Source organism: Amycolatopsis sp. NPDC051371 (genome assembly GCF_040682155.1).
Lineage (GTDB): Bacteria > Actinomycetota > Actinomycetes > Mycobacteriales > Pseudonocardiaceae > Amycolatopsis.
On sequence record NZ_JBFBAG010000044.1, the window covers coordinates 71,754 to 96,615 of the forward strand.

Here is a 24,862-nt window from a genome sequence, read left to right on the forward strand (position 1 = left end):
GGGAAGTCGTGCGCCGCCGCGGCGCTGATGCACGCCTCGCGCCTTTGTCCGGGAACTGTCCAGTCCGCGGGGTGACCTGGCGTACACCCGGCCAGGGCGGCCCGGGCGGCGGCTGGGGGCCCGTGGGAGACTGGTTCGGTTATGACTGCCCTCCCGCTCGTTTTCGACGCTCCCAAGCGCGGCCTGCCGCCGCGCCACCTCGCCGACCTCACGGTGGCCGAGCGCGCCGCCGCCGTCGCCGAGCTGGGGGAGAAGCCGTTTCGCGCGAAGCAGCTGTCGAACCACTACTTCTCGCGCCTGACGGTCGACCCGGCGGAGATGACGGACATCCCGGCGGCTTCGCGCTCCCGGCTCGTCGAGTCGTTGATGCCGACGCTCCTCACGGAGGTCCGCGCCCTGGAGGCCGACAACGGCGCGACGCGCAAGACGCTGTGGCGCGCGCACGACGGCACGCTGCTGGAGAGCGTCCTGATGCGCTACCCGGACCGCGCGACGCTGTGCATTTCGAGCCAGGCCGGCTGCGGCATGGCGTGCCCGTTCTGCGCGACCGGCCAGGGTGGGCTCGACCGCAACCTGTCGACGGCGGAGATCGTGGACCAGGTCCGTTCGGCGGCGGCGGTCATGCGCGACGGCACGATGCCCGGTGGGCCGGGCCGGCTGTCGAACATCGTCTTCATGGGCATGGGTGAGCCCCTGGCCAACTACAAGCGCGTGGTGGCGGCGGTCCGGCGGATCACCGATCCGGCCCCGGGTGGATTGGGGATCGGTCAGCGGTCGGTCACGGTCTCCACCGTGGGTCTGGCGCCGGCGATTCGTAAGCTGGCTGACGAGAAGATGCAGGTGCGGTTGGCGGTTTCGTTGCACACGCCGGACGACGAGCTGCGGGACACGCTGGTGCCGGTGAACGAGCGCTGGTCGGTGGACGAGGTGCTGACCGCTGCTCGGTACTACGCCGACACTTCCGGGCGCCGGGTGTCCATCGAGTACGCGCTGATCCGGGACATCAACGACCAGCCGTGGCGGGCGGAGCTGCTGGCGAAGCGGTTGCGGAAGCACTTGGGTCAGCTGGTGCACGTGAACGTGATCCCGTTGAACCCGACGCCGGGTTCGAAGTGGGACGCGTCGCCGAAGCCGGTGGAGCGCGAGTTCGTGCGGCTGGTCAACGCGGGCGGAGTAGCGTGCACGGTGCGCGACACGCGCGGCCAGGAGATCGCCGCGGCTTGCGGTCAGCTCGCCGCCGAAGGCTGAGTTTTCGTTTCTATGATGGAGAAATCGTCGTGATGTATGCCCCCAGCCTGTTGGACCCGGCTGCGGAATCGTTGAAGCTCGCGGATTTCACCGGCGCGACTCAGATCGCCCGTGAGGCCCGGACGTTGCTGGGTGAGCGGTTCAGCTCGGTGACGTTCATGTACGTGCTGATGCGGGCGTACGAGGTGGAGTACACGGCGGCGCGGGATGCTTCGCGGTGGCACGAGTTCCACGGTGGGCCGCGTGCGTTGTCGGACGCGGATCTGGAGAAGCTGCTCGCGCCGTGGCTTGATCGCTGATTCCCCTGCGGACGGACGCCCGCCGTGGTGCAGACTCGCATCATGGCGTTGCGTGAGCTCGGGGCGGCGGTGCGCTGGTTGCGCGAGAACACCGAGCCCGCCTCGGTGGGACTGCCGGCCGAGGGCAGACGGCGGGTTCGTGGGTTGCGGCGGGAGGAGCTCGCCGAGCTGGCCGGGGTTTCCGCGGACTACGTGCGGCGGCTGGAGCAGGGACGCAGTCACCCGTCGGCCGGTGTGGTGGGCGCCATCGCGCGTGCCTTGCGGGTCGGGCGAGCCGATTACGAGCGGCTCTGTGCGCTGGCCGGGTACGCCGCCGCCGAGGGGCACGTGCCGCGCGAGGCCGGGGCGGCCGCGGTGCGGCTGCTGGACCGGTTCGGCAGTACTCCCGTTTTCCTGACCGACGCCGCGTGGAACGTGGTCGCCGTCAACGGTGCGTGGCTGGCGCTGGAATGCGGGGCGCCGGCCGGGAACGCCCGGGACTGGAACGTCGCGTGGCGCACCTTCCGCAACGCACTCGGCGGAATCAGCCGCACCGACGAGCGCGCGGCCGGTTTCCAGGCGATGCTCGTCGCGCGGTTGCGCAGCACCTTCGCGCGCTACCCGGCTGATGAGTCGCTCGCCGAGCTCGTCGACGAGTTGAGGAGCACGAGCCGGCCGTTCGACACCTGGTGGCGCGCGCCGGCTACAGCCGCCCCCTACGAGAACCGGGCCGTGTTCCGTCATCCGGAAGCCGGCGAGATCACGCTCGACGGCAACCTGCTCGAGGTCCCGGGTGACGACTTGATGGCGGTGGTCCTCACCGCGGCACCGGGCTCGGCCGACGCGGCGCGGCTCGGTGAGGTCGTCGGCGCCTCCGGCAAGCCGGCCGTCGTCAGGGTGGGCCAAGCCGGCCCAGGCTGACCGGGCCGGTGGCCGCCATCCTGGGGGCCATGTGGATCAAGCTCCGCCCTTGCGGCGGCGAGGCGCGGCCGAGCGGGGCGGTGTCGAGCGCATGTGGTCGCGCACCGGCGCCAGCAGGCCGGCGAGGGTTTCGACGTCGGCACGCGAGAGCGGCTCGAACAGCAGGCCGCCGACCACCTCGATGTGCCCCGGCAACACCTTCGCGAGCAACGCGCGTCCGGCGTCGGTGATGGTGACCGTGACGCTCCGCTCGTCGTCCGGCGAAGGGGTGCGCACGACCAGGCCCGCCTTCTCGAGCAGTCCCGCCTGGTAGGTCAGGCCGCTGCGGCTGTAGACGACGCCGTCGGCCAGGTCGGTCATGCGGTGGCTGCCCGTCGGCGAATCCCCGAGCCGGGCCAGGAGCTGGAACTGCACGTAGCTGAGGTCGCCGGCCTCGCGCAGCTGCTGCTCGACCGCGTGCCGGAGCAGGCTGGTCACCTCGACGAGGTCGAAGTACGCGCCGAGCTGCACCGGGTCGAGCGACGGTTCAGGCATGGCGGCAGTCTACTGCTTCGAATTGGAAGTACCCGTGACCGGCATCACTTGCTTCGAATTTGAAGCAGATGTACTGTCGCCTTCAGTTGCTTCGAACTCGAAGCAAACGAGTGAGAGTGAGACCGCCATGAAGGCAGTGCGTTTCCACGAGTACGGCGAGCCCGGCGTCCTGCGCTACGAAGACGTGGAGAAGCCCGTCCCCGGCGCCGGTGAAGTCCGGATCCGCGTCGCCGCGACGTCGTTCAACTCCGTCGACGGCAACATCCGTGGCGGCTTCATGCAGGGCCCCATCCCCGTGGTGCTGCCCCACACCCCCGGCCTCGACGTCGCCGGCACGGTCGACGCGCTGGGCGAGGGCGTCGACGGCATCGAGGCCGGCGTCGACGTCATCGGGTTCCTGCCGATGGACGGTGACGGCGCCGCCGCGGAATACGTCATCGCGCCGGCCGCGGTCCTGACGCCGGCGCCCAAGAGCATCCCGCTGCCCGACGCCGCCGCGCTGCCGGTGGTGGGCCTCACCGCCTGGCAGGCGCTCTTCGACCACGGCAAGCTGCAAGCCGGGCAACGCGTGCTCATCAACGGTGCCGGCGGAGCGGTCGGCGGCTACGCCGTGCAGCTCGCCAAGCGGGCCGGGGCCCACGTCATCGCCACGGCCAGCTCGCGCAGTCGCGAGGCGGTCAAGTCCGCCGGCGCCGACGAGGTCATCGACCACACGAGCACCAGCGTGCCCGCGGCGGTGACCGAACCGGTCGACGTCGTGCTCAACCTCGCGCCGGTCGACCCGGCCGACCTGGCCGCGCTCGTCACCTTGGTCCGCCCGGGCGGTGTCGTGGTCAACACGACGGTGTGGATGCCCGCGCCCGCTGACGAAGAGCGCGGTGTGCGCGGCATCGACCTCTTCGTCCGCAGCGACGCCGAACAGCTGTCGCAGCTGGTCGAGCTGATCGACGGCGGGGAGCTGCGCGTCGACGTCGGACAGCGGGTGCCGCTGGCCGAGCTGCCGGCGATCCACGCCCAGGCCGCCGCGGGCACGCTGGCCGGGAAAGTCGTCGTCCTCGCGCCCTGACGCGAAGCCGGCGCTAGGATTTCGCGTCATGGCAGCGGTACCCCGGGAACTGACGGGGACGGAAAGCGAAGTCCTCGAATTCATGCCCGAGACCGTTGCCGCCGCTCGACTTCCGGACGGCGAGCTACCGTCCGGGGCCGAAGTTCGCGGCCCCGCGGGCGAATACCTGGGCGAGGTGCTCGTCCGGGTCGGCGGCGGGTACCTGTCGGCCATCGAGTACGCGTGGGTCACCGACGAAACCCCGGATCGGCCGCCCGGCGTCTCGACGATGAAACTCGTCCGACCTCAGCGGCGCCTGGCGAGGAAGCTCTCGCCAGGCACCACTCGTCAGGCCGGGTTGTCCAGCGTCAGCGCCGTGCAGCGGATTCCGCCGCCGCCCTTGCGAAGTTCCGTCGTGTCCAGCTCCGTCACCGCCAGCCCCAACGACCGCAGGTCCGCCGCCAGCCGCGGGGCTCCCGCGGTCATCGTCACCGTCTGACCGTCGCTGATCAGGTTCAGCGCGAACGCCGCCGCCTCCGCGGGCGACACCTCGATCAGCTCCGTCCCCAGTCCCCGCAGTGTCCGCAGGCTGGCCGCGTCCAGCGCCGACGGGTTGTAGGCCAGGACAGAGGAAGCGATCACCGCCACCGCCAGGTCCAGGTCGTACCACCGGGCGCTCGTCGTCCGCAGCGGCACGACCTCGTAGTCCAAGTGCCGCGCCAGGGTGCGGAGCGCGCGGATGTCCGTGCGCTGCCCGTGCGCCGCCAGCAACAGCGGCCCGCACGCCAAAGCGTCGCCCTGGCCGCTGAACGCGTAGGGCGTCGAAGCCACTTCGAACTCGTGGGATTCCAGCCACGCCCGGTGGTGCGGGGTTTCCGCCGCCCGCTCGGCCGGCAGCGTGGCCAGCACCGCGCGGTTTCCCCGGACCACCGCCGCGTTCGCGGTGTACGTCATGTCGGGGCAGGACGGGTCCGCGTCGACGAACTCGATCTTGCGGCCCGCGGCCAGGTGCGCTTCCACGATGTTCTCGTGTTCGGTGATGGCGGCTTCGACGTCGGGCTGGACGCCGACGTGCATGTACGGGTTGATTTCGTAGTCGATGCGGAGGTACCGCGCGGAACACATCAGGAGCCGTTGGTGGGTCATGGTTTCACTCGTTTCGTCGGGTGGGCGGGCGATCCGGGACCGGGGCGGACCCGGCCCGGGAGGCGCGCGGCCGACGAAGCGAGCGAGCCGCGTCAGCCCAGGCCGCGCAGGCGGAACAGCTCGATCGTCATGAGGTAGTCCGGCTGCGACCGGGCCGCGTCGATGCGCTGCGCGACCGTCGTGGCCGACGGGGCCGGACGCAGGGCCGCGCTCACCGCACGTGCCAGCTTGGTGATCATTTCTTCTCCCTTTCTCCACGGAACTCGGGGAAAACCCAGGGTGCCCGGGCACGGTGCCGCGGGTCTGGCCAGATCCGGACAGCTTCCCGGTCATCGGGTCGCGTTCAGGAAGCCGATGACGACGGCGCCCCACCAGCACGCCTGCGAGACCGCCGTGGTGAGCCCGCCCCGGACGAGCAGGCGGAAGGGGACCGGCTCGGCGACGAGGGCCATGCGGTTGCCCAGCACCGTCGCGTGCACGCCGTTGACGGCGAGCACCCCGACGAGGCACAGCTTCACGATCGTGGCGGCGGAACCGAGGTCGGGGGAGAGCAGCGTGCCGCTCGCCACCAGGCCCGTCAGCCCACCCCAGACCAGCAGGTGCAGCCGGGAAGCGCTGTGGACGGCCTCGGCGAACGACGCGCGCCCCAGCGCCCACAGGGCGAAGAAGTAGTCCGCGACCAGGACCGCGCCGAAGCCCACCACGAGGGACGAGAGGTGCGCGAACAGCGCGATGTCGTGCCACGCCGTGCTCGGCCGCAGCCGCGTCGACAGCCAGATCGCGCCGGCGAGCAGCATGATCGAAGCAGACATGGCGTAATAGGCCGCGTAGCGTCGGTGACCACCGAACCCCGGCGGACGCGGGGTGGGCGGGATCCGTACCGGGATGCCGTTGTCGAGCATGACCTGTCCTTCCGGGAAATCCGTGGGGGAACGGGTTCCGCCGGAACGACCGGTGCGTCCGACCTGCCTGCGTCAGCGGGAAACCCGTGCTGTGCTGATTACAGGCCATCGCGGACTTGGCTGGGAGCGTTGTCCGCAAAGGACAATCAAACTCGCTTCCGAAGAGAAGACAGGGAACGGCGGCGCCGTTGCCGGATCCCCGGTGCTACGCGGACACCGGCCCTGCGAGAGCGGAAAGCTCGTGTCCGCCGGCCCCGACGGTGCTGAGCACGAAGTCGCGCACGGGCGGGGGCACCCCGTGGCCGTCGAGGTACGGGTCGGGGTGCGCGAGCAGGCCGGCGTCGGCGATCTCCTCGACGAGCTCGTCCAGCGCCGCGGACACGGCGTCGAACCCGGCGGGCGGCGTCTGCGCCAGCCGTTCCAGCAGCTCCCGCGCGGGCGCGCTGAGCGTGCGGTAGGCCGATTCCAGGGAATCGCGCAGGGAAAGGTCCCCGACGCTCAGCCAGTCCACGCTGGTGCCGTTGAGGCGCCATTCCTCGACGACCCGCCGCAGCGTCAGCCGCGGCCGCGAGGCGATCTTGCGCAGCGCCAAGTCGAGCGCGAGCGGCAGGTCGCCGCACAGCTCGGCCAGGCGGTCGCAATCGGGACCCGCCGAGACGGCGACGTGCGGGAGCGCCGCGGTGATCATCGCGATCGAGTCGCCGCGCGGCAGCGGCGTCAGCTGCAGCCGGTGGACGTCGCGCAGGCCCAGCAGCCGTTTGCGGCTGACCAGCAGCGTCGTGCTCGTCGTGGTCTCGGCGAGCAGCGGACGTACCTGCTGCTCGTCCTGGACGTTGTCCAGCACCACCACGAGCCGGCGTTCGGCCAGCAGCGTGCGGTACAGCCCGGCCCGGTGGTCGAAGGTGCCGGAGAGCTGGTCGTCGTCGACGCCGAGCGCGCGCAGGAAGCCGTCGAGGACATCGGCCGTCGCCGGTGCGGGTGGTGCGCCGCCGCCGTGGCGCAGGCCGCCGAGGTCGGCGTAGAGCTGCCCGTCGGTCTGCTCCGCGATCGAATGCGCGTAGTGCAGCGCGAGGTCGCTCTTCCCGACCCCGGCCGGGCCGCTGATCACCAGCGGGGTGTCGCGCGGGGAGCGCAGCCACGCCAGCTCGGTCGTGCGGCCGGTGAACCCCCGGGGTCGTTGCGGTAGCTGTGCCGGGTGCGGTGGGGTGCCGCGCCGCTGGAACAACGTCGGTCTTCTCTTGCGCCCCCCGAACGGAGGCTGCGTATAGCCGCTCGTCGCGGCGTGCCAGTGCCGGCGCCACGCCTCGTCGTCACCGCCGCACGCGGCGACGAACGCGAGCGTCACCTGCAGCGACGGCATCCGGTTGCCGCTCGCCGCGCTCGAGAGCACCGACGACGAGAACATCGCCGACCGGGCCATTTCCCGGTAGGTCGGGTTGCCGGCCCGCGCACGCAGTTCGCGCAATTCCCGGGCGAACTGGGTGGCGATGCCACCGGACGTGTTTACGGGCTTTTCTGGTCTTCCCATGGTAATCCCCTTCCCCTCACTTACTCAGCGTCGCTCTTCGGGGCTGGTGTCTCTTCCGCTGCCTGGCGGTCTCGTTAGCCCGTTCGTGCATTTCTCTGACGCTCGGTAGATCATTTCTTGGTGCTTATTTACGGCGTTCCGGTAAATTGCGGCAAGACTCGACGGCCGCCCGCGCGCAGCGGACGGCCGTCGGGTTCGGGACCTCAGGGGGTGGCGGGGCGGGCCGTCATGCCGAGCAGGGCGCACAGCGCCGCCACCAGGCCGAGCGCGCCGCACAGCCACCAGACGCCGTTGCCCAGCGCGACCCACGCGGCGACGCCGAACAGGGGGCCCAGTGCCATGCCCAGGCCGAAAGTCGCCTGGTGGGCACTGATGTAGCGCGCCTTGACGGCGGCGGGGAACGTCGAAGGGTAGGCGAACATCGTCGGCCCGTTGATCATGATCCCGAAGACGAACACGACCGTGCACGCGACGAGCGCGACCGCCGAACCGCCGCTGATCCCGAAACCGGCGACACCCAGGCCCATCAGCACGGTCCCGGCCGTGGCGGCGACGTGGCCCGGCCAGCGGGTGACGAACGAGGTGATCTTCAGCTCGCACAGGATCAGCACGGCCGACGCGGTCACGAGCACGACGCTGTAGAGGCCGGCGGAGTGACCCTCGGCGGTGATCTTCAGCGGCAGCGAAACCGTGTACTGGACGTAGATGACGGACCCGATGAGCACCGAGGCCAGGAAGAACCAGAACCGCCCGTCGCGCAGCAGGGTCCCGTACGCGGCCCGGGTTCCGCTCTCGGCCGGCGCCTGCGTCTCGCGCCCGACGCGGAGGTCGGGCAGCAGTCGGACCGCCAGGACCGCGTAGAGCAGCGCGGTCGCCGCGTCGAACCACAGCAGGAGGTTCCAGTCGAGCAGGATCAGCCCCGCCGCGATCAGCGGGCTGAGCGCCGCGCCGAGGTTGAGGGCGATCCGCATCATCGAGAAGCCCATGACGCGGTCGGAATCGGGCATCAGCTCGCTGAGCAGGACGGCGGCCGCGGGCCGGTAGCTCTGGGTCGCGAGGCCGGCGAGCAGCATCGCGGCCAGCAACGGCACGAAGAGCCAGGGGCGGCCGAAGAACGGGACGACGGCGAGGATCGCGGCCGAGCCGGACATCGCGGCGGTGATGGTGGCGCGCGGGCCGATGCGGTGGACCAGCTCGCCGCCGGCCAGGCCGCCGAGCACCGAACCGATGCTGTAGGCGGCGATGACGATGCCGGCCTGTCCCGCGGAGAAGCCGCGGAAGACCAGGTACAGCACCATGAACGTCTGGACGAACGCGCCGAGCTGGTTGACCAGCACACCGCCCAGCAGGTAGCGGACGGGCGTGGGCGTCCGGCGCAGGACGGCCAGTACGCCGGTCGGTTTTTCGGTGGTGGTCACGGCCGAGCCTCCAGGTGGCGTGCGAAGGGGGTGTGCCGCACCGTCGATCGGGTGCCGGCTTCCTCATTGCAGCGGCCTGGCCGATTGACCGGCAGAGTTGTTTCCGCCGGAAAATCAATTCTCGCGTGACGTGGACTACTTCGATAATCGGAGCGTGACGCCGTTGTCGCGGAATTCACCTTACCCGCGCCCGGCCGGACGCAGCCATTGCTGCATCCGGCCGGTAAGCGGGGAAATCAGAGTCCGACGACCAGTTCGTGGTCGATTTCGACGAACTCGGTGATCAGGCCGGCGAACTTGCCGGCGATCAGTTCCTTGTAGGCGGCCGAGCCGGTGTGCGCGTCGTAGGCGGCCTGGTCGGCGAAGTGCTCGACGAACAGCAGGAAGTCCGGCTTGGCGGGGTCGCGGTAGACGCGGAAGGACACGGTGCCGTCCTCCTGCCCGGGGCCGAGCGGCGCGAACTCGTGCACGAGCTTCTCGGCCTCGGCCTGCTTGCCCGGCTTGAGGGGGATGGGGAACACCTTCGCCAGCATGGGAAACCTCTCGGTAGTGCGGTGTGCGTGATCGGGGACCACTTTGCCGAGCCCGGACCCGCTCGTCCGGCCAGATCCGGACACGTCTTCTTCCGGGGTGCGCAGCTGCCGCGGTCATGTCCGGATCTGGCTAGCGCGGCCCTGCCGGATCGCCTACACCTGGGTCATGACGACTTTTTCGGCCGTGGTCACGACCGGCATCTACTGTCGTCCCGGCTGCGGGGCGAAACCGCTCGCGGAGAACGTGAAGACCTTCGAGCTGGCCGCCGAGGCCGAAGCCGCCGGGTTCCGGGCGTGCCTGCGCTGCCGCCCCTACCGCGTCGCGGGCCCGGTCGGCGCGGACGCGCCGGAGCTCGTCTGCCGCGCGGTGCAGCTGATCATCGCCGGGGCGCTGGACACCGGCACCGAAGCCGCGCTGGGGCAGCGGCTGGCGGTGTCCCCGCGGCACCTGCGCCGGCTCTTCCACGACCACCTCGGCGTGACGCCCGACCAGCTCGCCCGGTCGCGGCGGGCGCACTTCGCGCGCCGCCTGCTCGACGACTCCGACCTGACCGTCGCGGACGTGGCGTTCGCCGCCGGGTTCGGCAGCCTGCGCCAGTTCAACCGGGACATGAAGCTGGTCTTCCGCGCTTCCCCGGTCGAGCTGCGCAACCGGCGCCGGCGGACCGACCGGCTCGCCGCGGACGGCGGACTGATGATGCGGCTGCCGTTCGCGCCGCCGCTGCACTGGGAAGCGCTCAGCACCTTCCTGGCCGAACGCGCGGTTCCCGGCGTCGAGTCGGTGCTCGACGGCGTCTACCGGCGCACGATCAGCCTCGACGGCGAGGCGGGCGTCATCGAGGTCCGCCTCGGGGGCGACGACCACCTGCTGCTGACCGCGCACATGCCGTTCTGGGAGGGCCTGATCCACGTCGTCGACCGCGTCGGGCGGATGTTCGGGGTCGACGCCGACACCGCGCCCGCCGAGGCCGCGCTCGCCGAAGACCCGGTGCTGGGCCCGCTTCTGCGCAAGCGGCCGGGGCTGCGCGTGCCGGGCGCGTGGGGTTCGTTCGAGATCGCGGTGGAAGCCGTGCTCAGCCAGTACAGCGTCCGGACACGCGTGCGGCGGCAGCTGGCCGCGCTGGTCGAAGCGGCGGGCCAGCGCGTGCCGGGCCTCGAACACGGCCTGACCCACCTGTTCCCGTCGGCCGAGACCCTGGCCCAGGCGGACCTGGAGGGGGCCAGGCTGCCCGCGAAGACCGCGCGGACGCTGCGCACGTTCGCCTCCGCCGTGGCCGCGGACGAGACCCTGCTCGACCCCGGGGCGAGCCTGGCCGACTGCACGTCCGCGCTGACGGCGTTGCCCGGCATCGAGCAGAGCACCGCCCAGCAGATCGCGCTGCGGCTGGGGCACGCCGACGCCTTCCCGGCCACCGAGCGCACGCTCGAGACGATGTTGCTCGAGCACGACGTCTTCGCCGCGGCCGGCCGCTTGGCCGCCGCCTGGCACCCGTGGCGCGCCTTCGCCGCGACCCACCTGATCGCCGCCGGTGTACCGACGCCGGCCGCCTGAACACCCAGAAGGAGAACAACGGATGTCTGCCAACCGGCTCGCCGAACGGCTGCGTGCCCTGCACACCGACCGCACGCTGGTGCTGCCGAACGCCTGGGACGCCGCCAGCGCGGCCCTCATCGCGCGAGCCGGGGCCCCGGCGATCGCCACCACCAGCGGCGGGGTCGCCTGGTCCGCCGGACGGCCCGACGGGCACGGCCTCACGCGCGAGGAGATGGCCGAGCTGGTCGCGCGGATCGTGCGCGTCGTCGACGTCCCGGTGACCGCCGACATCGAGGGCGGCTACGGACCGTCCGAAGACGACGTCGCGGCGACCGTCCGCGCGGTCGTCGAAGCCGGCGCGGTCGGGATCAACCTGGAGGACTCGACCGCTCCCGGTGGTCCGCTGTTCGACGTCCCGGCCCAGGTCGGCCGGGTCCGCGCGGCCCGCGACGCGGCGACCGCGGCCGGCCTGCCCGAGCTGTGGGTCAACATCCGCACCGACGTCTACCTGTTCGGCATCGGCGAGCCCGAAGGCCGCCTTGACGACGTCCTCTCCCGTGCGGGCGCCTACGCCGCGGCCGGCGCGGACAGCCTGTTCGTGCCGGGACTGATCGACCTGGAGACGCTCCGTGTCCTCGTCAAGGAAAGCCCGCTGCCGGTGAACGTGATGGTGTGGCCGGGCGCCCCGACCGTCGCGGAGCTGGAAGCCGTCGGCGTCCGCCGCATCAGCGTCGGTACGGCGATCGCGCAGGGCGCCTACGCCGTCGCCCAGCGCGCGGCCGTGGAGCTGCTGGAGCAGGGCACTTACACCGCGCTGGAGGGCGGTCTCGACTTCGGCGCGGTCAACAGCGCCGTCACCGGCTGAGCCCTTCCCTCGACAGGGCCGCGACGGAAATCCGTCGCGGCCCTGTCTACTTCATTTTTGCACCCTGTTGATTTTCCTTGACGGACAAACGTTTCCATCAATTAAACCGCTGGCTTCAATCACTTCCACGACCGAGAAGAAGACCTCGAGGGAAGTGATGTGATGACCGTAGTCGAGCCGCTGTCCGTCCGGCCGCCCGAGACCGCCGCGGAGATCCTCGGCCGGGCGCAGGCCCTTGCCCCGGTGCTGCGGGACCGCGCCGAAGAGATCGAGCGGGCCCGCCGGCTGCCCGCGGATGTCGTGGACCTCCTGCGCGGAACCGGAGTGTTCCGGATGGGGTTCTCCCACGCTCACGGCGGTCCCGAGCTGACCTCGATCGAGCAGACCGAGGTGATCGAGGCCCTGGCCTACGGCGACGCCGGGGCCGGGTGGTGCGCGATGATCGGGTCGGACACCGGTCTCTACGCCTCGTTCCTGGACCACGCCGTCGCCGCGAAGATGTTCCCCAGCCTGGACATGGCGACCGCCGGGCTGCTCTTTCCCAACGGCCGCGCGGAAATCGTCCCCGGCGGCTACCGCCTCACCGGCCGCTGGCAGTTCGGCAGCGGTGTCACCCACGCCGACTGGGTCGTCTCCGGAGCGTTCCTGTACCGCGACGGTGAGCCCGAGCACGACTCGATCCTGCTCATGGTGCCCAAGGCCGACGTCGAGGTCCTCGACACCTGGCACACCACCGGCCTTGCGGGCAGCGGCAGCTGCGACTACACGATCACCGACGTGTTCGTGCCCGCCGAGCACACGCTGACGTTCGCCGACGTGCGCGGTGGTTCGGGCCCGCTGGCCCAGCCCGAGGTGCACATGCGGAACATGCCGGGCGTCGCGCTCGGCGTCGCCCGCGCCGCGCTCGATTTCGCCACGGACGCCGGCGTCTCCGCGGGCCGGGAAGACGACTACCGCACGCAGACCACCCTGGCCGACTGCGAAGGCGACTTCGCCGCGGCTCGCGAAGGCGTCTACGGCGCTTTGCGGCGCCAGCACGAAGTCCTGTCCGCGGGCGGCTCCCTCGACGACCTGACCCCGCGCGAGCGGGCCGCGCTGCCGCTGTCACGGCGGCACGCGTTCCGTACTGCCCGGGCGATCGTCACCCGCCTCTACGACCTGGTGCAGACCACCGCGATCTACCGGCCTTCGCCGCTGGACCGCTGGCTGCGCGACACCTCCACGATGTGCCAGCACATCGTGGCGCAGGACCGGATCCTGCAGACCGCCGGCGCCCACCTGCTCGGTGGCCGCCCCGCGTTCCCGCTGGCCCTCGGCATCACTTCCAGCCGGCGCTGACCCACTCCACCCCACGAGAAGGAAGACACCCATGCGCAAGCTCCGGGCCGCCGTGTGCGCGGCCGCCGTGCTGGCCGTCACGCTCACCGCGTGCAGCACCCCGAGCGGCACCACCGCCGCTCCCTCGCCGGACGGTGCCGCCGCGCCCGCCGCGGCGAACATCGACCGCGACGCGGTCATCAGCTACAGCGAGACCGAGCCGGCCAACCCGCTCGTCCCCGGCAACACCACCGAGGTCGGCGGCATCAGCGTGCTGGGCACGCTGTTCCGCGGCCTCATCGAGTACGACGCCAAGACGGCCGCTCCGCTCAACGCCGTCGCGGACTCGGTCACCACCGCCGACTCCCAGGTGTGGACGATCAAGCTCAAGGACGGCTGGACGTTCCACGACGGCACGCCGGTGACCGCCAAGAGCTTCGTCGACGCGTGGAACTACACCGCGTACTCCCCGAACCTGATGGCCGGCGCCAGCTACTTCTCGCACGTCGTGGGCTTCGCGCAGGTCAACAACGCGACCGCGGACGGCAAGCAGCCGGCGACGCTGCCGGCGGCCAAGGAGCTGTCGGGCCTGAAGATCGTCGACGACAAGACGTTCACCGTCACCCTCGACGCGCCGTTCTCGGAGTTCGGCGTCCAGCTCGGCTACGCGGCGTTCTTCCCGATGCCGGCGAGCTTCTTCGCCGACCGCAAGGCGTTCGAAGCGCACCCCGTCGGCAACGGGCCGTTCGAGTTCGAGTCGTACACGCCGGGCAAGGACCTCGTCGTCAAGCGGTTCGACGGCTTCGCCGGCGCGCAGAAGCCGAACGTCGGCGGCATCGACTTCCGCTTCTACACCGACCTCGACCAGGCCTACGCGGACGTCATCGCGAACAAGCTCGACTTCCTGTCGTTCACGCCGTGGACGTCCACCCAGGGCGGCAAGATCAAGAAGGACCTGCCCGAGGACCGGCGCAAGACCTACACCTACCTCGGCTACCAGGCGATCGCGTTCCCGCTGTTCGACAAGCGCTACGAGAGCCCGCAGTTCCGCCAGGCCATCTCCATGGCCATCGACCGGAAGGCGCTGATCCAGAAGGTGTTCAACGGCGGCCGCACCCCGGCCGACGGCCTGGTCGCCCCGAACGTCCAGGGCCACCTCGACAACCAGTGCGGCGAGCTGTGCACCTACGAGCCGCAGAAGGCCAAGCAGCTGTTCGACGCCTCGGGTTTCCAGGGTGACATCGAGCTGACGTCCAACATCGACTCCGGCAACCAGGAGTGGATGGAGGTCATCTGCAAGCAGATCCAGGACTCGCTGGGCCGCGCCTGCAAGTTCACCCCGCAGACGACGCTGGGCGACTTCCGCAAGCAGCTCAACAACCGGACCGTCACGGGCATTTACCGCTCGGCGTGGGTCGCGGACTACCCGTCGATCGAGAACTTCCTCAACCCGCTGTTCCGCACCGGGGCTGCCTCCAACGTCGGCCAGTACTCGAACGCGAAGGTCGACGCCCTGCTCCAGCAGGCCGACGCCGCGCCGTCGCAGCAGCAGGGCCAGGCGCTGTACCAGCAGGCCGAAAAGCTCGTCCTGCAGGACATGCCGACCGTCCCGATCTGGTGGCAGTCCGGCACCGCGGCGTGGGCGTCCCGGCTGCACAACGTCCAGCCGACCCAGTTCCGCGAGCTCGACCTGTTCAGCGTCACCGTCAGCAAGTAGCTCCGTGCGGCGCGCCGCGACCCGGCGCGCCGCACGTCGATCCGGCAGTTTCGTCGAGAAAGAAGAACAGCCATGACTGTCCACGAAGTGGATGTCCTGATGATCGGGGCCGGCCCGGCGAACCTCGCGCTGGCCGTGGCCCTCGAGGAGTGCGGCCGGTCCGGTGTCGCCCGCGACGCGATGATCCTCGAGCAGCACGAAGACGTGAAGTGGCAGCGCAACCTGATGCTGCCGTGGGCGCGCAGCCAGGTGTCCTACGTGAAGGACCTGGTGACCCTGCGCAACCCGCGCAGCCGCTTCTCCTTCCTCAACTTCATGCACGAGCGCGGCGAGCTCGACGAGTTCGTCAACCTGGGCACCTTCAACCCGTTCCGCTGGCAGATCTCGGCCTATCTGCAGTGGGTCGCCGACTCGCTGGAGCAGGTCCAGGTGCGCTACAACGCCCGCGCCGAGCGGGTCCTGCCCATCCACTCGGAGTCGGGCGAGGTGCTCGGCTTCACCGTCCCGCTGTCCGACGGCGACACGATCCTCTGCCGCGACCTGGTCGTCGGCGGGGGCCGGGACGCCCACGTGCCGGAGGTCTTCCGCGGGCTGCCGGCCGAGCGGGTCGTGCACAGCACCGAGTTCAGCACCCGGGTCGCCGAGACCACGGGGCTCGCCCGCCCGGGCAAGCCGCTGCGGCCGGTCGTAGTCGGCGGCGCGCAGAGCGCGGCCGAGATGTTCATGGCCCTGCACCAGGAGGCGCCGGGCTCGTCGCCGACGCTGCTGCTGCGCGCGATCGCCCTCAAGGACTACCAGACCAGCAAGTTCGTCAACGAGCTGTTCTTCCCGTCCTTCGTGGACGAGTTCTTCACGATGTCGGAAGAGTCGCGGGCGAAGGTGCTCGCGGAGATGCACCTGACCAACTACGGCGGCCTGGCGGCGCCGTTCCTCGAAGAGCTCTACACGATGCTCTACAAGCAGAGGATGCTCGGTCAGCCCGTTTCGACGATCCGCGGCTCGGCCGACGTCGTCGGCTCGCGGACGGAGTCCCTGCCCGGCGGCGGCGAGGAGCTCGTGCTCGACGTCCGCGACCTCAAGCACGACACGGTCGAGCAGGTCCGCTGTGACGCGGTGTTCCTCGGCACGGGCTTCGACCCGCGGATGCCGTCGATGGTCCGCGGCCTGGCCGACGCGATCGGCCTGGACGGGATCTCCGTGAACCGGCGCTACCGGGCCGACCTCGGCACCGGCGCGTTCGGCGCGCTGTACCTGCAGGGCGTCAACGAGGCGACGCACGGCATCTCGGACTCGCTGATCAGCGTGCTGGCGCAGCGGTCGGCCGAGATCGCCGGGGACATCGTCGAGCGGCGCGGCGCGGGTCCCGACGAGGACCGTCGGCGTTTCGACGAGTCCGTGGTGGTGGCGGTATGATCGACATCCACCGGCTCGACCGCGACCACTTGGAGCGCGCGTACGGGCTCGACTCGCAGCGGCTGCTGCCCTGGCCGGAGCTCAACGCGCCGTTCGAAGGTGCTTGGTGCGTCTTGCGGCCCGGCACCACGTCCACCCCGCACGCCCACCACGAGTACGAGATCTTCATCGCCGTGGCCGGCAGCGCCACGCTGGTCGTCGACGACGAACCGCACCCCTTCACCGCCGGCGACGTCGTCCGGCTGCCGCCGGGTTCCACCCACTGCGTCACCAACCAGGGCGACGCGGACTTCGAGTACTACGGCGTCTGGTGGGACCCCGAGATGTCGGCCCAGTTCACGGCCCGCCACGAAGCAGGCGTGTCATGAGCGCCCGGACGGTCGTCATCTCGCCCGCCCCGACGGCGAACGGGGACCTGCACCTCGGGCACATCGCCGGGCCGTTCCTGGCCGCCGACGTGCACACCCGCTACGCCCGGTCACAGGGCCGGGAAGTGTTGCTGGGAACGGGTTTCCAGGACACCTCGACGTTCGTCGTGACGACCGCGCACCGCCGCGGCGTCACCCCGGCGGAACTGGTCGCCACGTCGGCCGCGCAGATTTCCGCCAGCCTCGAAGCCATGGGCATCGGCGTCGACGGCTACACCGGCGACGACGACCGGTTCACCAAGTGGGTCGTCGACTTCGTCGGCCGGCTGTACTCGGCGGGCAAGCTGGAACTGCGCACGATGAAGTTCCCGTACTCGTCGCGCTCGGGTGAGTTCCTGGTGGACGGGTTCGCGTCCGGCAGCTGCCCGGAGTGTCTCGCCGAAGGCTGCGCGGGGCTCTGCGAGAGCTGCGGGCAGCTGGTCGCCGCCGGGGACCTGCTGGACGTCCGGTCCACTTTGGACCCGTCGGACCCCGTGGTGCTGCGCGAAGCCGACGTGCTCGTGCTGCCGGTCGAACGGTACCGGTCGCAGCTGCGGGCGCACTTCGCGGCGCACGCTGCGGGGATGCGGCCGCACATGGCGCAGGCGATGGCTTCCATGTTGTCGCGCCCGCTGCCGGACTTCCCGGTGACGTACCCGACCTCGTGGGGCATCGAGGTGCCCTTCCCCGAGGTCGCGGGGCAGCGCGTCAACCCCAACGCCGAGCCGATGGCGTGGAGCATGCACGCCACGGCGCTGGCGGCGGAGAAGCGGTCGGGTGCCGGTGCTTCGGAAGACGCACTGTGGCTGGCCGGCGCGGGTTCGGAGATCGTGTACTTCCTCGGGTTCGACAACATCTACCCGTTCGCGATCGCCGGTCCGGCGATGCTGCTGGCCTTGGACGGCCGCTACGACCTGCCGACGCGGTACCTCACCAACGAGTTCTACGAGCTGGACCACCGGAAGTTCTCCACCAGCCGCGGGCACGTGGTGTGGAGCCGGGAGCTGGCCGCCGAGGTGCCGCGGGACCTGATCCGGTTCCACCTGGCCGCGACGAGCCCGGAGCACCAGCGGACCAGCTTCAGCCGGGACGGGCTGGCGCGCGTCACGGGGGTGCGGCTCGTCGAGCCGTGGAACCGGGTCGCGGACAAGGTGAACCGCTGGGTCGGCGTCGGCCCGCTGCCGGTGTCTCCGCGGTCGCGGCGCGCGGCTTCGCTGATGGCCGAGCGCTTCGCGGCGTCGTACGAGCTGGCCGGGTTCAGCCTGAACCGCGCGGCGGAGACGATCGCGGAGCAGCTGGCCCGCCTGGACCGCCGGGAGGTGACGGGCGCGGACGCGGGTGACTTCTGCTTCGAGGTCGACCGGTTGCTGCGCGGGGCCGCGCCGATCCTGGTGGACCTGGCGTCACAGGTGCTGGGCGAGGACGCGGGAGTGGACGCGGAGTCGTTCACGCCGGCGTCGCTGCCGCGGCTGCGGGAAGCGGAGGCGGGACGATGACCGTCGCCACCCGGCAGGAGAACGGGGTCCGCGCGAGCCTCGCCGCACCCACCGCCGGCCTCACCGCCGGTGCCGGCCAAGCCCCACCCGCCGACGGCGATGTCCTGCTGGGCGCGGACCACTCCGTGCCCGGCCTGGTCACCGCGTCCCGCACCGGCCGGACTCCGCGCGCCCCCCGAGGCACCCTCCGCGTCGTGGTCGTCGGGGCCGGGATCAGCGGCCTCCTGACCGCCATCCGGTGTGTCCTCGCTGGCCACCGCGTGGTCCTCCTCGAACGCGGCCCCGTGCCGCACCCCGGGGCCACCTCGTTCGACCAGCACCGCGCGTTGCGGGCCCTGGTCGTCGGGGACCGGGCCGCCACCCGCACCGCCGCCGAGCTGCACCGGCGGTGGCGGGAGCTCGACGCCCTGCTGTGCGACCACCTGCCGGGTGCCGGCCTCTACCGGCGCGTCGGGGTGCTCCAGGCCCTGCCGCCCGGGCTCGTCCCGGCGGCCGTCGCCACCGCGTCGGCCGCCGGGGTGCCCCTCCGGATCGTGCACCCGTCCGCCTACCCCCTCATCGGGTTCCCGCGGGGCAGCGGCGCCGTGTTCGAGCCGCACGCCGGGACGCTGCTCGCCGACCGCGTGCTGCACGCCGCCGCGCGCTGGCTGCGCCACCACCCGGACGCCGAGCTGCGGCCCGGCCGGGAGGCCGTCGCCGTGGACCCGGACCGCGCCCGCGTGGACCTGGCCGACGGCACGGCGGTGACCGGCGACGTCGTCCTCGTCGCCGCCGGGCCGTGGACCGCGGCGCTGGTCGACCGGCCGGTCGCCCTGCACCGCCAGACGATGGTCTACCTGCGCCCGCCCGCCGCGCTCGCCCACGCCTGGGCGGCGACGCCCACCGCGGGCGGGATCGGCGCCGACGGGCGGGCGTGGCTGCTGCCCTCGGTGGCGGGCACCCTGCTCAAGGTCAGCACCGACGCCGTCCGGCGCGAGGTGACCACCCTCTCCGGCCCCGACGACGACGCGGGCTGGGCGGCGCGCGTCCTGTCCGCCGGCATCGTGTCCGATGTGGACGGTTACGACGTCGTACGCGTCAAGCACTGCCACTACGCCACCTCCGACGGCGGCGACACCGGCTTCGTCCGCGTCGGGCCCGCCGTCTGGGCCCGCCCGGCCAGCGGTCCCGACGGCTTCCGCACCGCCCCGCTGGCCGCGGACGCCGTCGTCGCCGAGCTCGCCGCCCGACCCTCGTTCCTCTGACCCGAAAGGACTTTCGATGACCTCGAACCCGGGTGCGCTGCTCGTCATCGGCAGCGGCCTCAAGCTCTACCGCGAATACCTCGTCCGGTCCGTCGCCCGCCGCGCCCGCGAAAACGGGCTCCGGCTGGTCCTGATCAACAACCTCAAGCCGACCTGGCAGCACGAGTACTTCGACGACATCACCGTGGTCAACGTCTTCGACCACGCGCTGCTCGCCGAGACCGCCCGCGAGCTGGCGACCCGCTACACGGTGGCCGGCGTGCTCTGCTGGGACGAGCCGCTGGTCATGCCCGCGGCCGAGCTGGCCGACGAGTTCGGCGTGCCCGGCCTGAGCATCCCCGGTGTGCACGGCTGCCGCGACAAGCACAGCTGCCGCGTCCGGCTCACCGCCGCCGGCCTGCCCCAGCCCGGCTTCCACCTGGCCATCGACCTCGACGACGCCCGCGCGGCGGTCGGCCGCATCGGCTTCCCGGTGGTCGTCAAGCCCCGCGCGCTCGGCGCCAGCATGGGCGTCTCCCTCGCCCGGGACGCGGGCGAGTTCGACGCCGCCTACCGCGTCGCCCACGAGGCCAGCCTCGTCGGCGACGAGCCCTACCGCGGCGGCGCCCTCATCGAAGGCTTCGCCGACGGCCCGGAAATCAGCATCGACGGCGCCGTCCACAAGGGCGAGTACCTGCCGATGTTCGTCGCCCGCAAGAGCACCGGGATGCCGCCGTTCTTCGAGGAGACCGGTCACCTCGTCGACTCCGCCGACCCGCTGCTGCGCGACGAAGAACTGCTGCGCGTCCTGGCCGAAGCCCACCGCGTGCTCGGCATCGAGAACGGCATCACCCACACCGAGGTCCGGCTGACCGCCGACGGCCCGGTGATCATCGAGGTCAACGGCCGGCTCGGCGGCGACCTCATCCCGTTGCTCGGCAAGACGGCCACCGGCATCGACCCGGGCAGCGTGCTGTTCGACGTCGCCACCGGCCAGCGCCCGGACGTCGCCCCGACGCGGTCCGGCGTCGCCGGCATCCGGTTCGGCTACCCCGACCACGACTGCGTCGTGCACTCGGTCGAGGTGCCGTGGGACGCCCCCGGGCTGGTCATGGCCTCGCCCATGGTCGAGCCGGGCACCACGCTGCGGCTGCCGCCGGGCGGCTACATCGCGCGCCACTCGTTCGTCGTGTGCGAAGCCGACGACACCGCGACGTGCCGGCAGCGGCTGGAGCACGCGGCTTCGCTGGTCTCGGCGGATGCCGTGGAGATCGAGCCGCCGCCCACCGGCACCACCCTGTCGATGCCGGCCGGGCTCCTGGACGTGGACGAATGAGCATCCACTACGACGGCCGCCGGTTCCGCGCGCTAGGCGGCGGCGACGGCACGTACGCGGAGTACCGCCAGCAGGGCGACCTGGTGTGGGCCGAGTTCGAGGGCGGCCACGTCCTGCGCGGCACGGTGACCGGCACCTGCGACGCCGGTGGCGTCCTGCGGCTGGCCTACACGATGGTCCTGGAAGGCGGCGAGGTGATCGCCGGGCACAGCACCAACACCCCGCAGTGGCACGGCGGCACCCTGGTGCTGCGCGAGGTCTGGCAGCGCTACGGCGAGCACGCGGCCACCGGCGTCTCCTTCCTCGAAGAGGTTTCGATGGAAAGTCGCGCGTCATGACGGCCTGGGACGGCCTCCGCGGCCTGGGCGAACTCCGGTTCCCCGGCGACCCCGGCTTCGCCGCCGTGGCGCCGGTGAACCGGCGGTTCGCCGCCACCCGCCCCGCGGCGGTGCTCTCGGTCGCCCACGCGGGCGACGTCGCCCGGGCCGTCGAGTGGGCCCGCGGGGAGTCGGTTCCCGTGGCGGTCCGCGGCGGCGGCCACAGTTACGCCGGCCACTCGGCGGGCCCCGGCCTGGTGCTCGATCTCGGGCGGCTGTCCGGGATCCACGTCGATCGCGGCACCGGGCTGGTCACCGTCGGCGGCGCGACGCCGATGAAGGCGCTCTACGCGGGGTTGCGGCCGTGGGACCTGACGTTCCCGCTCGGCAACTCCGACACCGTCGGCATCGGCGGCCTGACCCTCGGCGGCGGCGTCACGACGATCTCCCGCGCGCACGGCCTCACGTGCGACGCGCTGGTCTCGACCGACGTCGTGCTCGCTTCTGGCGAGGTCGTAACGGCGTCGGCCGCGGAGCACCCGGACCTGTTCTGGGCCTGCCGCGGCGGCGGGGGCGGCAACCTCGGCGTGAACACGAGCTTCACGTTCCAGGCGCGCCCGGCCCCGGCCGGCTCGACGTGCGTCGTGCTTTGGGCGTGGCCGTACGCGGTCGAGGTCCTCGCCGCGATGCAGGAGATCATGCTCGCCGCGCCGGAGGAGTTCTCCGCGCGGATCGGCATCGCGCGCTCGATGGGCGACGACGGCGTCGTTTCCGTGGTGGGCCACCACCTCGGCCCGGCCTCGGAACTGTGGGAGCTGCTGGCGCCGGCCTTCGCCGTCGCGGCCCCCGACCGCGTGGACATCGAAGACCGGGACTTCTGGGACGCGGCGTCCTTCCTGCACCACAGCAGCGAAGGCGGGGCGTTCGCCGTCCGCACGCGCTGCACGCCGCACGCGATCGCGGACGCCGGGCTGGAGGCGCTCGTCCGGGCCGTCGAGAAGTGGCCGGGCAGCGGCAACCCCGACGGCGCCGGGGCGGCGTTGTTCGCGTGGGGCGGGGCGATCGGCAGAGTTCCGGTGGCGGACACCGCGTTCCCGCACCGGGACACGAAGTTCCTGCTGAGCCTGGACACGTCGTGGACCGAGCGGGACGCACCGGACGTCGTCGCGGCGAACCTGGACTGGCTGCACGCGCTGCACGCCGAGACGGGCGAGTTCGCGCCGGACGCGTCGTACGTCAACTTCACGGATCCGGACCTCGAGGACTGGCGCGGCGCCTACTACGGCCCGAACGCCGCCCGGCTCGCCGAGGTCAAGCGCCGGTACGACCCGGACCGGTTCTTCTCGCACCCGCAGGGGTTGTGATGGCTCCCGATCTCCGTGGTGCGATGCGCACCTTCGCGACCGGCGTGTGCGTCGCCACGACGTACCGCGACACCCCCGGCGGCCGGCGACACGACGCCGTCACCGTCAACTCCCTCGGGTCGATCTCCCTCGACCCGCCGCTGGTCTCGCTGTCCTTCCGCAAGGAATCGGCGTTCCTGGCGGACCTACTGGACGCCGGCCGCTGGGTGGTGTCGATCCTGCCGGCGGACGCGCGGGACGTCGCCCGCCGGTTCGCCGGCCCACGAGCCTCCCGCGTCCCGGAGGTTGCTCTCTTGCAAGCGAAGCCAGGGGAGCGGACCGGGGCGCTCGTGCTGGACGGCGCGAGCTGGCTGGAGTGCGCCCTGGCCGAGAAGTTCGACCTGGGCGACCACACCCTGGTCGTCGGCGAGGTGCTGGCCACGGGCCACGACCGGCACGCGCCGGCGCTGGTGTTCGTGCACGGCGGCTACCACGCGGTGACCGATCCGCGGCACGTTTCCGGGCCGGGCCAGTGGGGCGAAGCGCTCTAGCGGTCATGTCCGAATCTGGCTAGCCCGGTCCCGCCGGGCCGGGCATGCTCGTCCGGTGAGCGAAGACGCGATGCGCTGGAGCGGCCAGCGCACGGACCGGGTCGACGAGGGAACCCTGCCGGGCCTGGCCCGGCTGACGGGGTTCATGCGCAGCGTCCGGACGCCGGAGTTCCGGGAGGTGACATTCCACGAGGTGCTCGCGAAGAGCGCGTTGAACCACGTCCCGGCGGACGCGCGCATGTTGCCGGGCGAGTACACGATCAACCCGTATCGAGGGTGTACGCACGCGTGTCAGTACTGCTTCGCGCGCCCGACGCACACGCGTCTCGGCCTCAACGTCGCCGGCGACTTCGACAACGAGATCATCGTCAAGACGAACATCGTGGAGGTGCTGCGCGGCGAGCTGTCCCGCAAGCGCAAGCTCCCGCCGAGGGTGGCGTTCGGCACGAACACGGACGTGTACCAGCGCGCGGAGGGCCGCTACGAGCTGATGCCGGGCATCATCGACGCCCTGTCCGGGCACCGGGTGCCGTTCTCGATCCTGACGAAGGGACCGCTGATCCGCCGAGATCTCGGTCTCTTGGCCCGGGCTGCCCAGCGAACGACGGTGCACTTGGGTGTATCGCTGTCGATGCTGGACGAGGAGCTACAGCAGTCGGTCGAGTTCGGCACAGCGACGACGTCTGCCCGCTTGGCAACGGTCCGTGCCATTCGGGACGCGGGGCTGGAGTGCACGGTGTTCCTGTCGCCGATCCTCCCGCACCTGTCGGATTCGGAGTCCCAGCTGGATTCGCTGGTGTCCGCGGTGGCTTCCGCCGGGGCGACGGACGTGTTGTATCACCCGCTGTACTTGTCTTCTGGCGTCAAGGAAGTGTTCTTCGGTTGGCTGCGGCGGACGCATCCGTCGTTGGTGGCGGAGTACACGCGGTTGTATTCGTCGGGATCGGAGACGGGGTATCGGCACGAGATCGGGGCCCGGATCCGGCCGTTGATCGCGAAGTACGGGTTTCCGGAGCCGAGCAAGGAGATCGAGGACAAGTTCGCGTTGAACGGGAGGCGGGGGCAGCAGCCGCCGGAGGAACCGGCCCAGGCAACGTTGTTCTGAAGGCTGGGGGCGGTGTGGTGGCGGCATCGGCTGGGGTCGGACGACTGGCCCGGAAGGTGTACAGGGCATTGGTGCGTGGCCGGATCAATCGCCCCGGGCGATGCTGTTTGACTGTCAGCCAGTGGTTAGCGCCGGGGCTGAGAGCGGATTGTGTCGCGGCAACCGGCTGCGGCTGGCTCAGACGACTGGCCTGGATGGTGCAGGGGGCATTGGTGAGCTGTCGCATCAATCGGCCGGGGCGATGCTTTTGATTGTTGGCCGGTGGTTCGCGGTGGGCGAGAGCGGATCGTGCGCGGCGGCATCGGCTCGGCCCGGTCCCGATCGATGGGCGGCTCGGGCGGTCGGTCTCCATGGTGCGCGCGGCATTGGTGCACTGCGGATCAACCGGCGCTCGCGCATCGACGGGGTTGTCGGCGAAGCCTTGCGCCGCTGTGTACACGCGTCTCGGCCGGGCTGGGATCGCGCCAACGGCAGTCGCGCTCGACGTCGAATCTACTGCGCCGCGTAACATCCCGACCGAAGGCGTGGGTGTAGGCCCGTAGCCGGTTGACTGCGGGCCTTTCCCGTGTTCGATTGTTCAGGCTGCGAATGGCAGTGGTTGGTGCAGGTTGTTGCGCCTGGGTTTTCGGCGCTTGTCCAGGAACACCGGTGGCAGGAACTCGGGCAACCCGTCGGCCGCGATGCG

The 24,862-nt window shown here is 71.4% G+C and carries 24 protein-coding genes; 17 read left to right on the forward strand and 7 right to left on the reverse strand.

The genetic code is table 11. The features are described from left to right. Nucleotides 1-141 precede the first annotated feature (141 nt). From rlmN to AB0M59_RS40490, 3 genes are read left to right on the forward strand one after another with little or no spacing between them, the layout of a single operon-like run. Nucleotides 142-1,248, forward strand: coding sequence for a 23S rRNA (adenine(2503)-C(2))-methyltransferase RlmN (gene rlmN, locus AB0M59_RS40480; protein ID WP_364626397.1), 1,107 nt, complete (start codon nt 142-144; stop codon nt 1,246-1,248). Between the two features lie 32 nt (nt 1,249-1,280). Beyond that, a complete protein-coding gene (locus tag AB0M59_RS40485) occupies nt 1,281-1,547 on the forward strand; it encodes a hypothetical protein (protein WP_364626400.1) in 267 nt (88 codons plus the stop codon). Between the two features lie 42 nt (nt 1,548-1,589). Then, nucleotides 1,590-2,447, forward strand: coding sequence for a helix-turn-helix domain-containing protein (locus tag AB0M59_RS40490; protein WP_364626402.1), 858 nt, complete (start codon nt 1,590-1,592; stop codon nt 2,445-2,447). A gap of 36 nt (nt 2,448-2,483) precedes the next feature. Here the strand turns inward: AB0M59_RS40490 and AB0M59_RS40495 are convergent, their stop codons facing one another. Then, nucleotides 2,484-2,981 carry a MarR family transcriptional regulator gene (locus AB0M59_RS40495; RefSeq protein ID WP_364626404.1) on the reverse strand — a complete coding sequence of 166 codons (498 nt, stop codon included), beginning with the start codon at nt 2,979-2,981 and terminating at the stop codon, nt 2,484-2,486. A 127-nt stretch (nt 2,982-3,108) separates the two neighbouring features. Between AB0M59_RS40495 and AB0M59_RS40500 the strand changes: the two genes are divergently transcribed. Further along, nucleotides 3,109-4,047 (forward strand): NADP-dependent oxidoreductase, encoded by a 939-nt coding sequence (locus AB0M59_RS40500; RefSeq protein WP_364626406.1) that lies wholly within the window; start codon nt 3,109-3,111, stop codon nt 4,045-4,047. Nucleotides 4,048-4,374: 327 nt separating this feature from the next. On the opposite strand, the gene AB0M59_RS40505 is transcribed toward AB0M59_RS40500, so the two are convergent. The 6 genes from AB0M59_RS40505 to AB0M59_RS40530 all read right to left on the reverse strand — a co-directional run bounded on the left by AB0M59_RS40505 (nt 4,375) and on the right by AB0M59_RS40530 (nt 9,553). Then, nucleotides 4,375-5,172 carry an arginine deiminase-related protein gene (locus AB0M59_RS40505; protein ID WP_364626409.1) on the reverse strand — a complete coding sequence of 266 codons (798 nt, stop codon included), beginning with the start codon at nt 5,170-5,172 and terminating at the stop codon, nt 4,375-4,377. Nucleotides 5,173-5,264: 92 nt separating this feature from the next. Continuing rightward, nucleotides 5,265-5,411, reverse strand: a complete 147-nt coding sequence (locus AB0M59_RS40510; protein WP_364626412.1) for a hypothetical protein — start codon at nt 5,409-5,411, stop codon at nt 5,265-5,267. Between the two features lie 90 nt (nt 5,412-5,501). Then, on the reverse strand, nt 5,502-6,074 hold the full coding sequence (locus AB0M59_RS40515; protein ID WP_364626414.1) for a hypothetical protein: 573 nt from the start codon (nt 6,072-6,074) through the stop codon (nt 5,502-5,504). 205 nt (nt 6,075-6,279) lie between these two features. Beyond that, complete coding sequence (locus tag AB0M59_RS40520) at nt 6,280-7,602, reverse strand: helix-turn-helix domain-containing protein (RefSeq protein WP_364626417.1); 1,323 nt, start codon at nt 7,600-7,602, stop codon at nt 6,280-6,282. A gap of 203 nt (nt 7,603-7,805) precedes the next feature. Next, nucleotides 7,806-9,020 carry an MFS transporter gene (locus tag AB0M59_RS40525; RefSeq protein WP_364626420.1) on the reverse strand — a complete coding sequence of 405 codons (1,215 nt, stop codon included), beginning with the start codon at nt 9,018-9,020 and terminating at the stop codon, nt 7,806-7,808. Between the two features lie 236 nt (nt 9,021-9,256). Continuing rightward, entirely contained in the window at nt 9,257-9,553 is a 297-nt protein-coding gene (locus AB0M59_RS40530; RefSeq protein WP_364626423.1) for an antibiotic biosynthesis monooxygenase, read from the reverse strand. Between the two features lie 166 nt (nt 9,554-9,719). Between AB0M59_RS40530 and AB0M59_RS40535 the strand changes: the two genes are divergently transcribed. The 13 genes from AB0M59_RS40535 to AB0M59_RS40595 all read left to right on the forward strand — a co-directional run bounded on the left by AB0M59_RS40535 (nt 9,720) and on the right by AB0M59_RS40595 (nt 24,177). After that, complete coding sequence (locus tag AB0M59_RS40535; RefSeq protein ID WP_364626426.1) at nt 9,720-11,105, forward strand: AlkA N-terminal domain-containing protein; 1,386 nt, start codon at nt 9,720-9,722, stop codon at nt 11,103-11,105. Between the two features lie 22 nt (nt 11,106-11,127). Beyond that, nucleotides 11,128-11,952 (forward strand): isocitrate lyase/phosphoenolpyruvate mutase family protein, encoded by an 825-nt coding sequence (locus tag AB0M59_RS40540; protein ID WP_364626428.1) that lies wholly within the window; start codon nt 11,128-11,130, stop codon nt 11,950-11,952. Between the two features lie 162 nt (nt 11,953-12,114). Beyond that, the gene (locus AB0M59_RS40545) at nt 12,115-13,290 is read left to right on the forward strand and encodes an acyl-CoA dehydrogenase family protein (protein ID WP_364626431.1); all 1,176 of its coding nucleotides are present in this window, start codon (nt 12,115-12,117) and stop codon (nt 13,288-13,290) included. Between the two features lie 31 nt (nt 13,291-13,321). Further along, nucleotides 13,322-14,986 (forward strand): ABC transporter substrate-binding protein, encoded by a 1,665-nt coding sequence (locus tag AB0M59_RS40550; protein ID WP_364626433.1) that lies wholly within the window; start codon nt 13,322-13,324, stop codon nt 14,984-14,986. A gap of 72 nt (nt 14,987-15,058) precedes the next feature. After that, a complete protein-coding gene (locus AB0M59_RS40555; protein WP_364626436.1) occupies nt 15,059-16,399 on the forward strand; it encodes a SidA/IucD/PvdA family monooxygenase in 1,341 nt (446 codons plus the stop codon). Next, the gene (locus AB0M59_RS40560) at nt 16,396-16,767 is read left to right on the forward strand and encodes a cupin domain-containing protein (RefSeq protein ID WP_364626439.1); all 372 of its coding nucleotides are present in this window, start codon (nt 16,396-16,398) and stop codon (nt 16,765-16,767) included. The genes AB0M59_RS40555 and AB0M59_RS40560 overlap by 4 nt, the downstream gene beginning before the upstream one ends. Then, the gene (locus AB0M59_RS40565) at nt 16,764-18,302 is read left to right on the forward strand and encodes a class I tRNA ligase family protein (protein WP_364626442.1); all 1,539 of its coding nucleotides are present in this window, start codon (nt 16,764-16,766) and stop codon (nt 18,300-18,302) included. The genes AB0M59_RS40560 and AB0M59_RS40565 overlap by 4 nt, the downstream gene beginning before the upstream one ends. Beyond that, nucleotides 18,299-19,546 (forward strand): FAD-dependent oxidoreductase, encoded by a 1,248-nt coding sequence (locus tag AB0M59_RS40570; RefSeq protein ID WP_364626445.1) that lies wholly within the window; start codon nt 18,299-18,301, stop codon nt 19,544-19,546. Before AB0M59_RS40565 ends, AB0M59_RS40570 begins: the two co-directional genes overlap by 4 nt. Nucleotides 19,547-19,562: 16 nt before the next feature. Next, nucleotides 19,563-20,861 carry an ATP-grasp domain-containing protein gene (locus tag AB0M59_RS40575; protein ID WP_364626448.1) on the forward strand — a complete coding sequence of 433 codons (1,299 nt, stop codon included), beginning with the start codon at nt 19,563-19,565 and terminating at the stop codon, nt 20,859-20,861. After that, nucleotides 20,858-21,199, forward strand: a complete 342-nt coding sequence (locus AB0M59_RS40580) for a hypothetical protein (protein ID WP_364626451.1) — start codon at nt 20,858-20,860, stop codon at nt 21,197-21,199. The genes AB0M59_RS40575 and AB0M59_RS40580 overlap by 4 nt, the downstream gene beginning before the upstream one ends. Beyond that, nucleotides 21,196-22,542, forward strand: coding sequence for an FAD-binding oxidoreductase (locus AB0M59_RS40585; protein WP_364626453.1), 1,347 nt, complete (start codon nt 21,196-21,198; stop codon nt 22,540-22,542). The genes AB0M59_RS40580 and AB0M59_RS40585 overlap by 4 nt, the downstream gene beginning before the upstream one ends. 23 nt (nt 22,543-22,565) lie before the next feature. Further along, nucleotides 22,566-23,072, forward strand: coding sequence for a flavin reductase family protein (locus AB0M59_RS40590; protein WP_364626456.1), 507 nt, complete (start codon nt 22,566-22,568; stop codon nt 23,070-23,072). A 55-nt stretch (nt 23,073-23,127) separates the two neighbouring features. Beyond that, the gene (locus tag AB0M59_RS40595) at nt 23,128-24,177 is read left to right on the forward strand and encodes a radical SAM protein (RefSeq protein ID WP_364626459.1); all 1,050 of its coding nucleotides are present in this window, start codon (nt 23,128-23,130) and stop codon (nt 24,175-24,177) included. Nucleotides 24,178-24,862: the final 685 nt, after the last annotated feature.

Bases quoted from the DNA above. Each gene is read 5' to 3' on its own strand.
- rlmN (WP_364626397.1), top strand. From the start codon at position 142: ATGACTGCCCTCCCGCTCGTTTTCGACGCTCCCAAGCGCGGCCTGCCG.
- AB0M59_RS40485 (WP_364626400.1), top strand. From the start codon at position 1,281: ATGTATGCCCCCAGCCTGTTGGACCCGGCTGCGGAATCGTTGAAGCTC.
- AB0M59_RS40490 (WP_364626402.1), top strand. From the start codon at position 1,590: ATGGCGTTGCGTGAGCTCGGGGCGGCGGTGCGCTGGTTGCGCGAGAAC.
- AB0M59_RS40495 (WP_364626404.1), bottom strand. From the start codon at position 2,981: ATGCCTGAACCGTCGCTCGACCCGGTGCAGCTCGGCGCGTACTTCGAC.
- AB0M59_RS40500 (WP_364626406.1), top strand. From the start codon at position 3,109: ATGAAGGCAGTGCGTTTCCACGAGTACGGCGAGCCCGGCGTCCTGCGC.
- AB0M59_RS40505 (WP_364626409.1), bottom strand. From the start codon at position 5,172: ATGACCCACCAACGGCTCCTGATGTGTTCCGCGCGGTACCTCCGCATC.
- AB0M59_RS40510 (WP_364626412.1), bottom strand. From the start codon at position 5,411: ATGATCACCAAGCTGGCACGTGCGGTGAGCGCGGCCCTGCGTCCGGCC.
- AB0M59_RS40515 (WP_364626414.1), bottom strand. From the start codon at position 6,074: ATGCTCGACAACGGCATCCCGGTACGGATCCCGCCCACCCCGCGTCCG.
- AB0M59_RS40520 (WP_364626417.1), bottom strand. From the start codon at position 7,602: ATGGGAAGACCAGAAAAGCCCGTAAACACGTCCGGTGGCATCGCCACC.
- AB0M59_RS40530 (WP_364626423.1), bottom strand. From the start codon at position 9,553: ATGCTGGCGAAGGTGTTCCCCATCCCCCTCAAGCCGGGCAAGCAGGCC.
- AB0M59_RS40535 (WP_364626426.1), top strand. From the start codon at position 9,720: ATGACGACTTTTTCGGCCGTGGTCACGACCGGCATCTACTGTCGTCCC.
- AB0M59_RS40540 (WP_364626428.1), top strand. From the start codon at position 11,128: ATGTCTGCCAACCGGCTCGCCGAACGGCTGCGTGCCCTGCACACCGAC.
- AB0M59_RS40545 (WP_364626431.1), top strand. From the start codon at position 12,115: ATGACCGTAGTCGAGCCGCTGTCCGTCCGGCCGCCCGAGACCGCCGCG.
- AB0M59_RS40550 (WP_364626433.1), top strand. From the start codon at position 13,322: ATGCGCAAGCTCCGGGCCGCCGTGTGCGCGGCCGCCGTGCTGGCCGTC.
- AB0M59_RS40555 (WP_364626436.1), top strand. From the start codon at position 15,059: ATGACTGTCCACGAAGTGGATGTCCTGATGATCGGGGCCGGCCCGGCG.
- AB0M59_RS40560 (WP_364626439.1), top strand. From the start codon at position 16,396: ATGATCGACATCCACCGGCTCGACCGCGACCACTTGGAGCGCGCGTAC.
- AB0M59_RS40565 (WP_364626442.1), top strand. From the start codon at position 16,764: ATGAGCGCCCGGACGGTCGTCATCTCGCCCGCCCCGACGGCGAACGGG.
- AB0M59_RS40570 (WP_364626445.1), top strand. From the start codon at position 18,299: ATGACCGTCGCCACCCGGCAGGAGAACGGGGTCCGCGCGAGCCTCGCC.
- AB0M59_RS40575 (WP_364626448.1), top strand. From the start codon at position 19,563: ATGACCTCGAACCCGGGTGCGCTGCTCGTCATCGGCAGCGGCCTCAAG.
- AB0M59_RS40580 (WP_364626451.1), top strand. From the start codon at position 20,858: ATGAGCATCCACTACGACGGCCGCCGGTTCCGCGCGCTAGGCGGCGGC.
- AB0M59_RS40585 (WP_364626453.1), top strand. From the start codon at position 21,196: ATGACGGCCTGGGACGGCCTCCGCGGCCTGGGCGAACTCCGGTTCCCC.
- AB0M59_RS40590 (WP_364626456.1), top strand. From the start codon at position 22,566: ATGCGCACCTTCGCGACCGGCGTGTGCGTCGCCACGACGTACCGCGAC.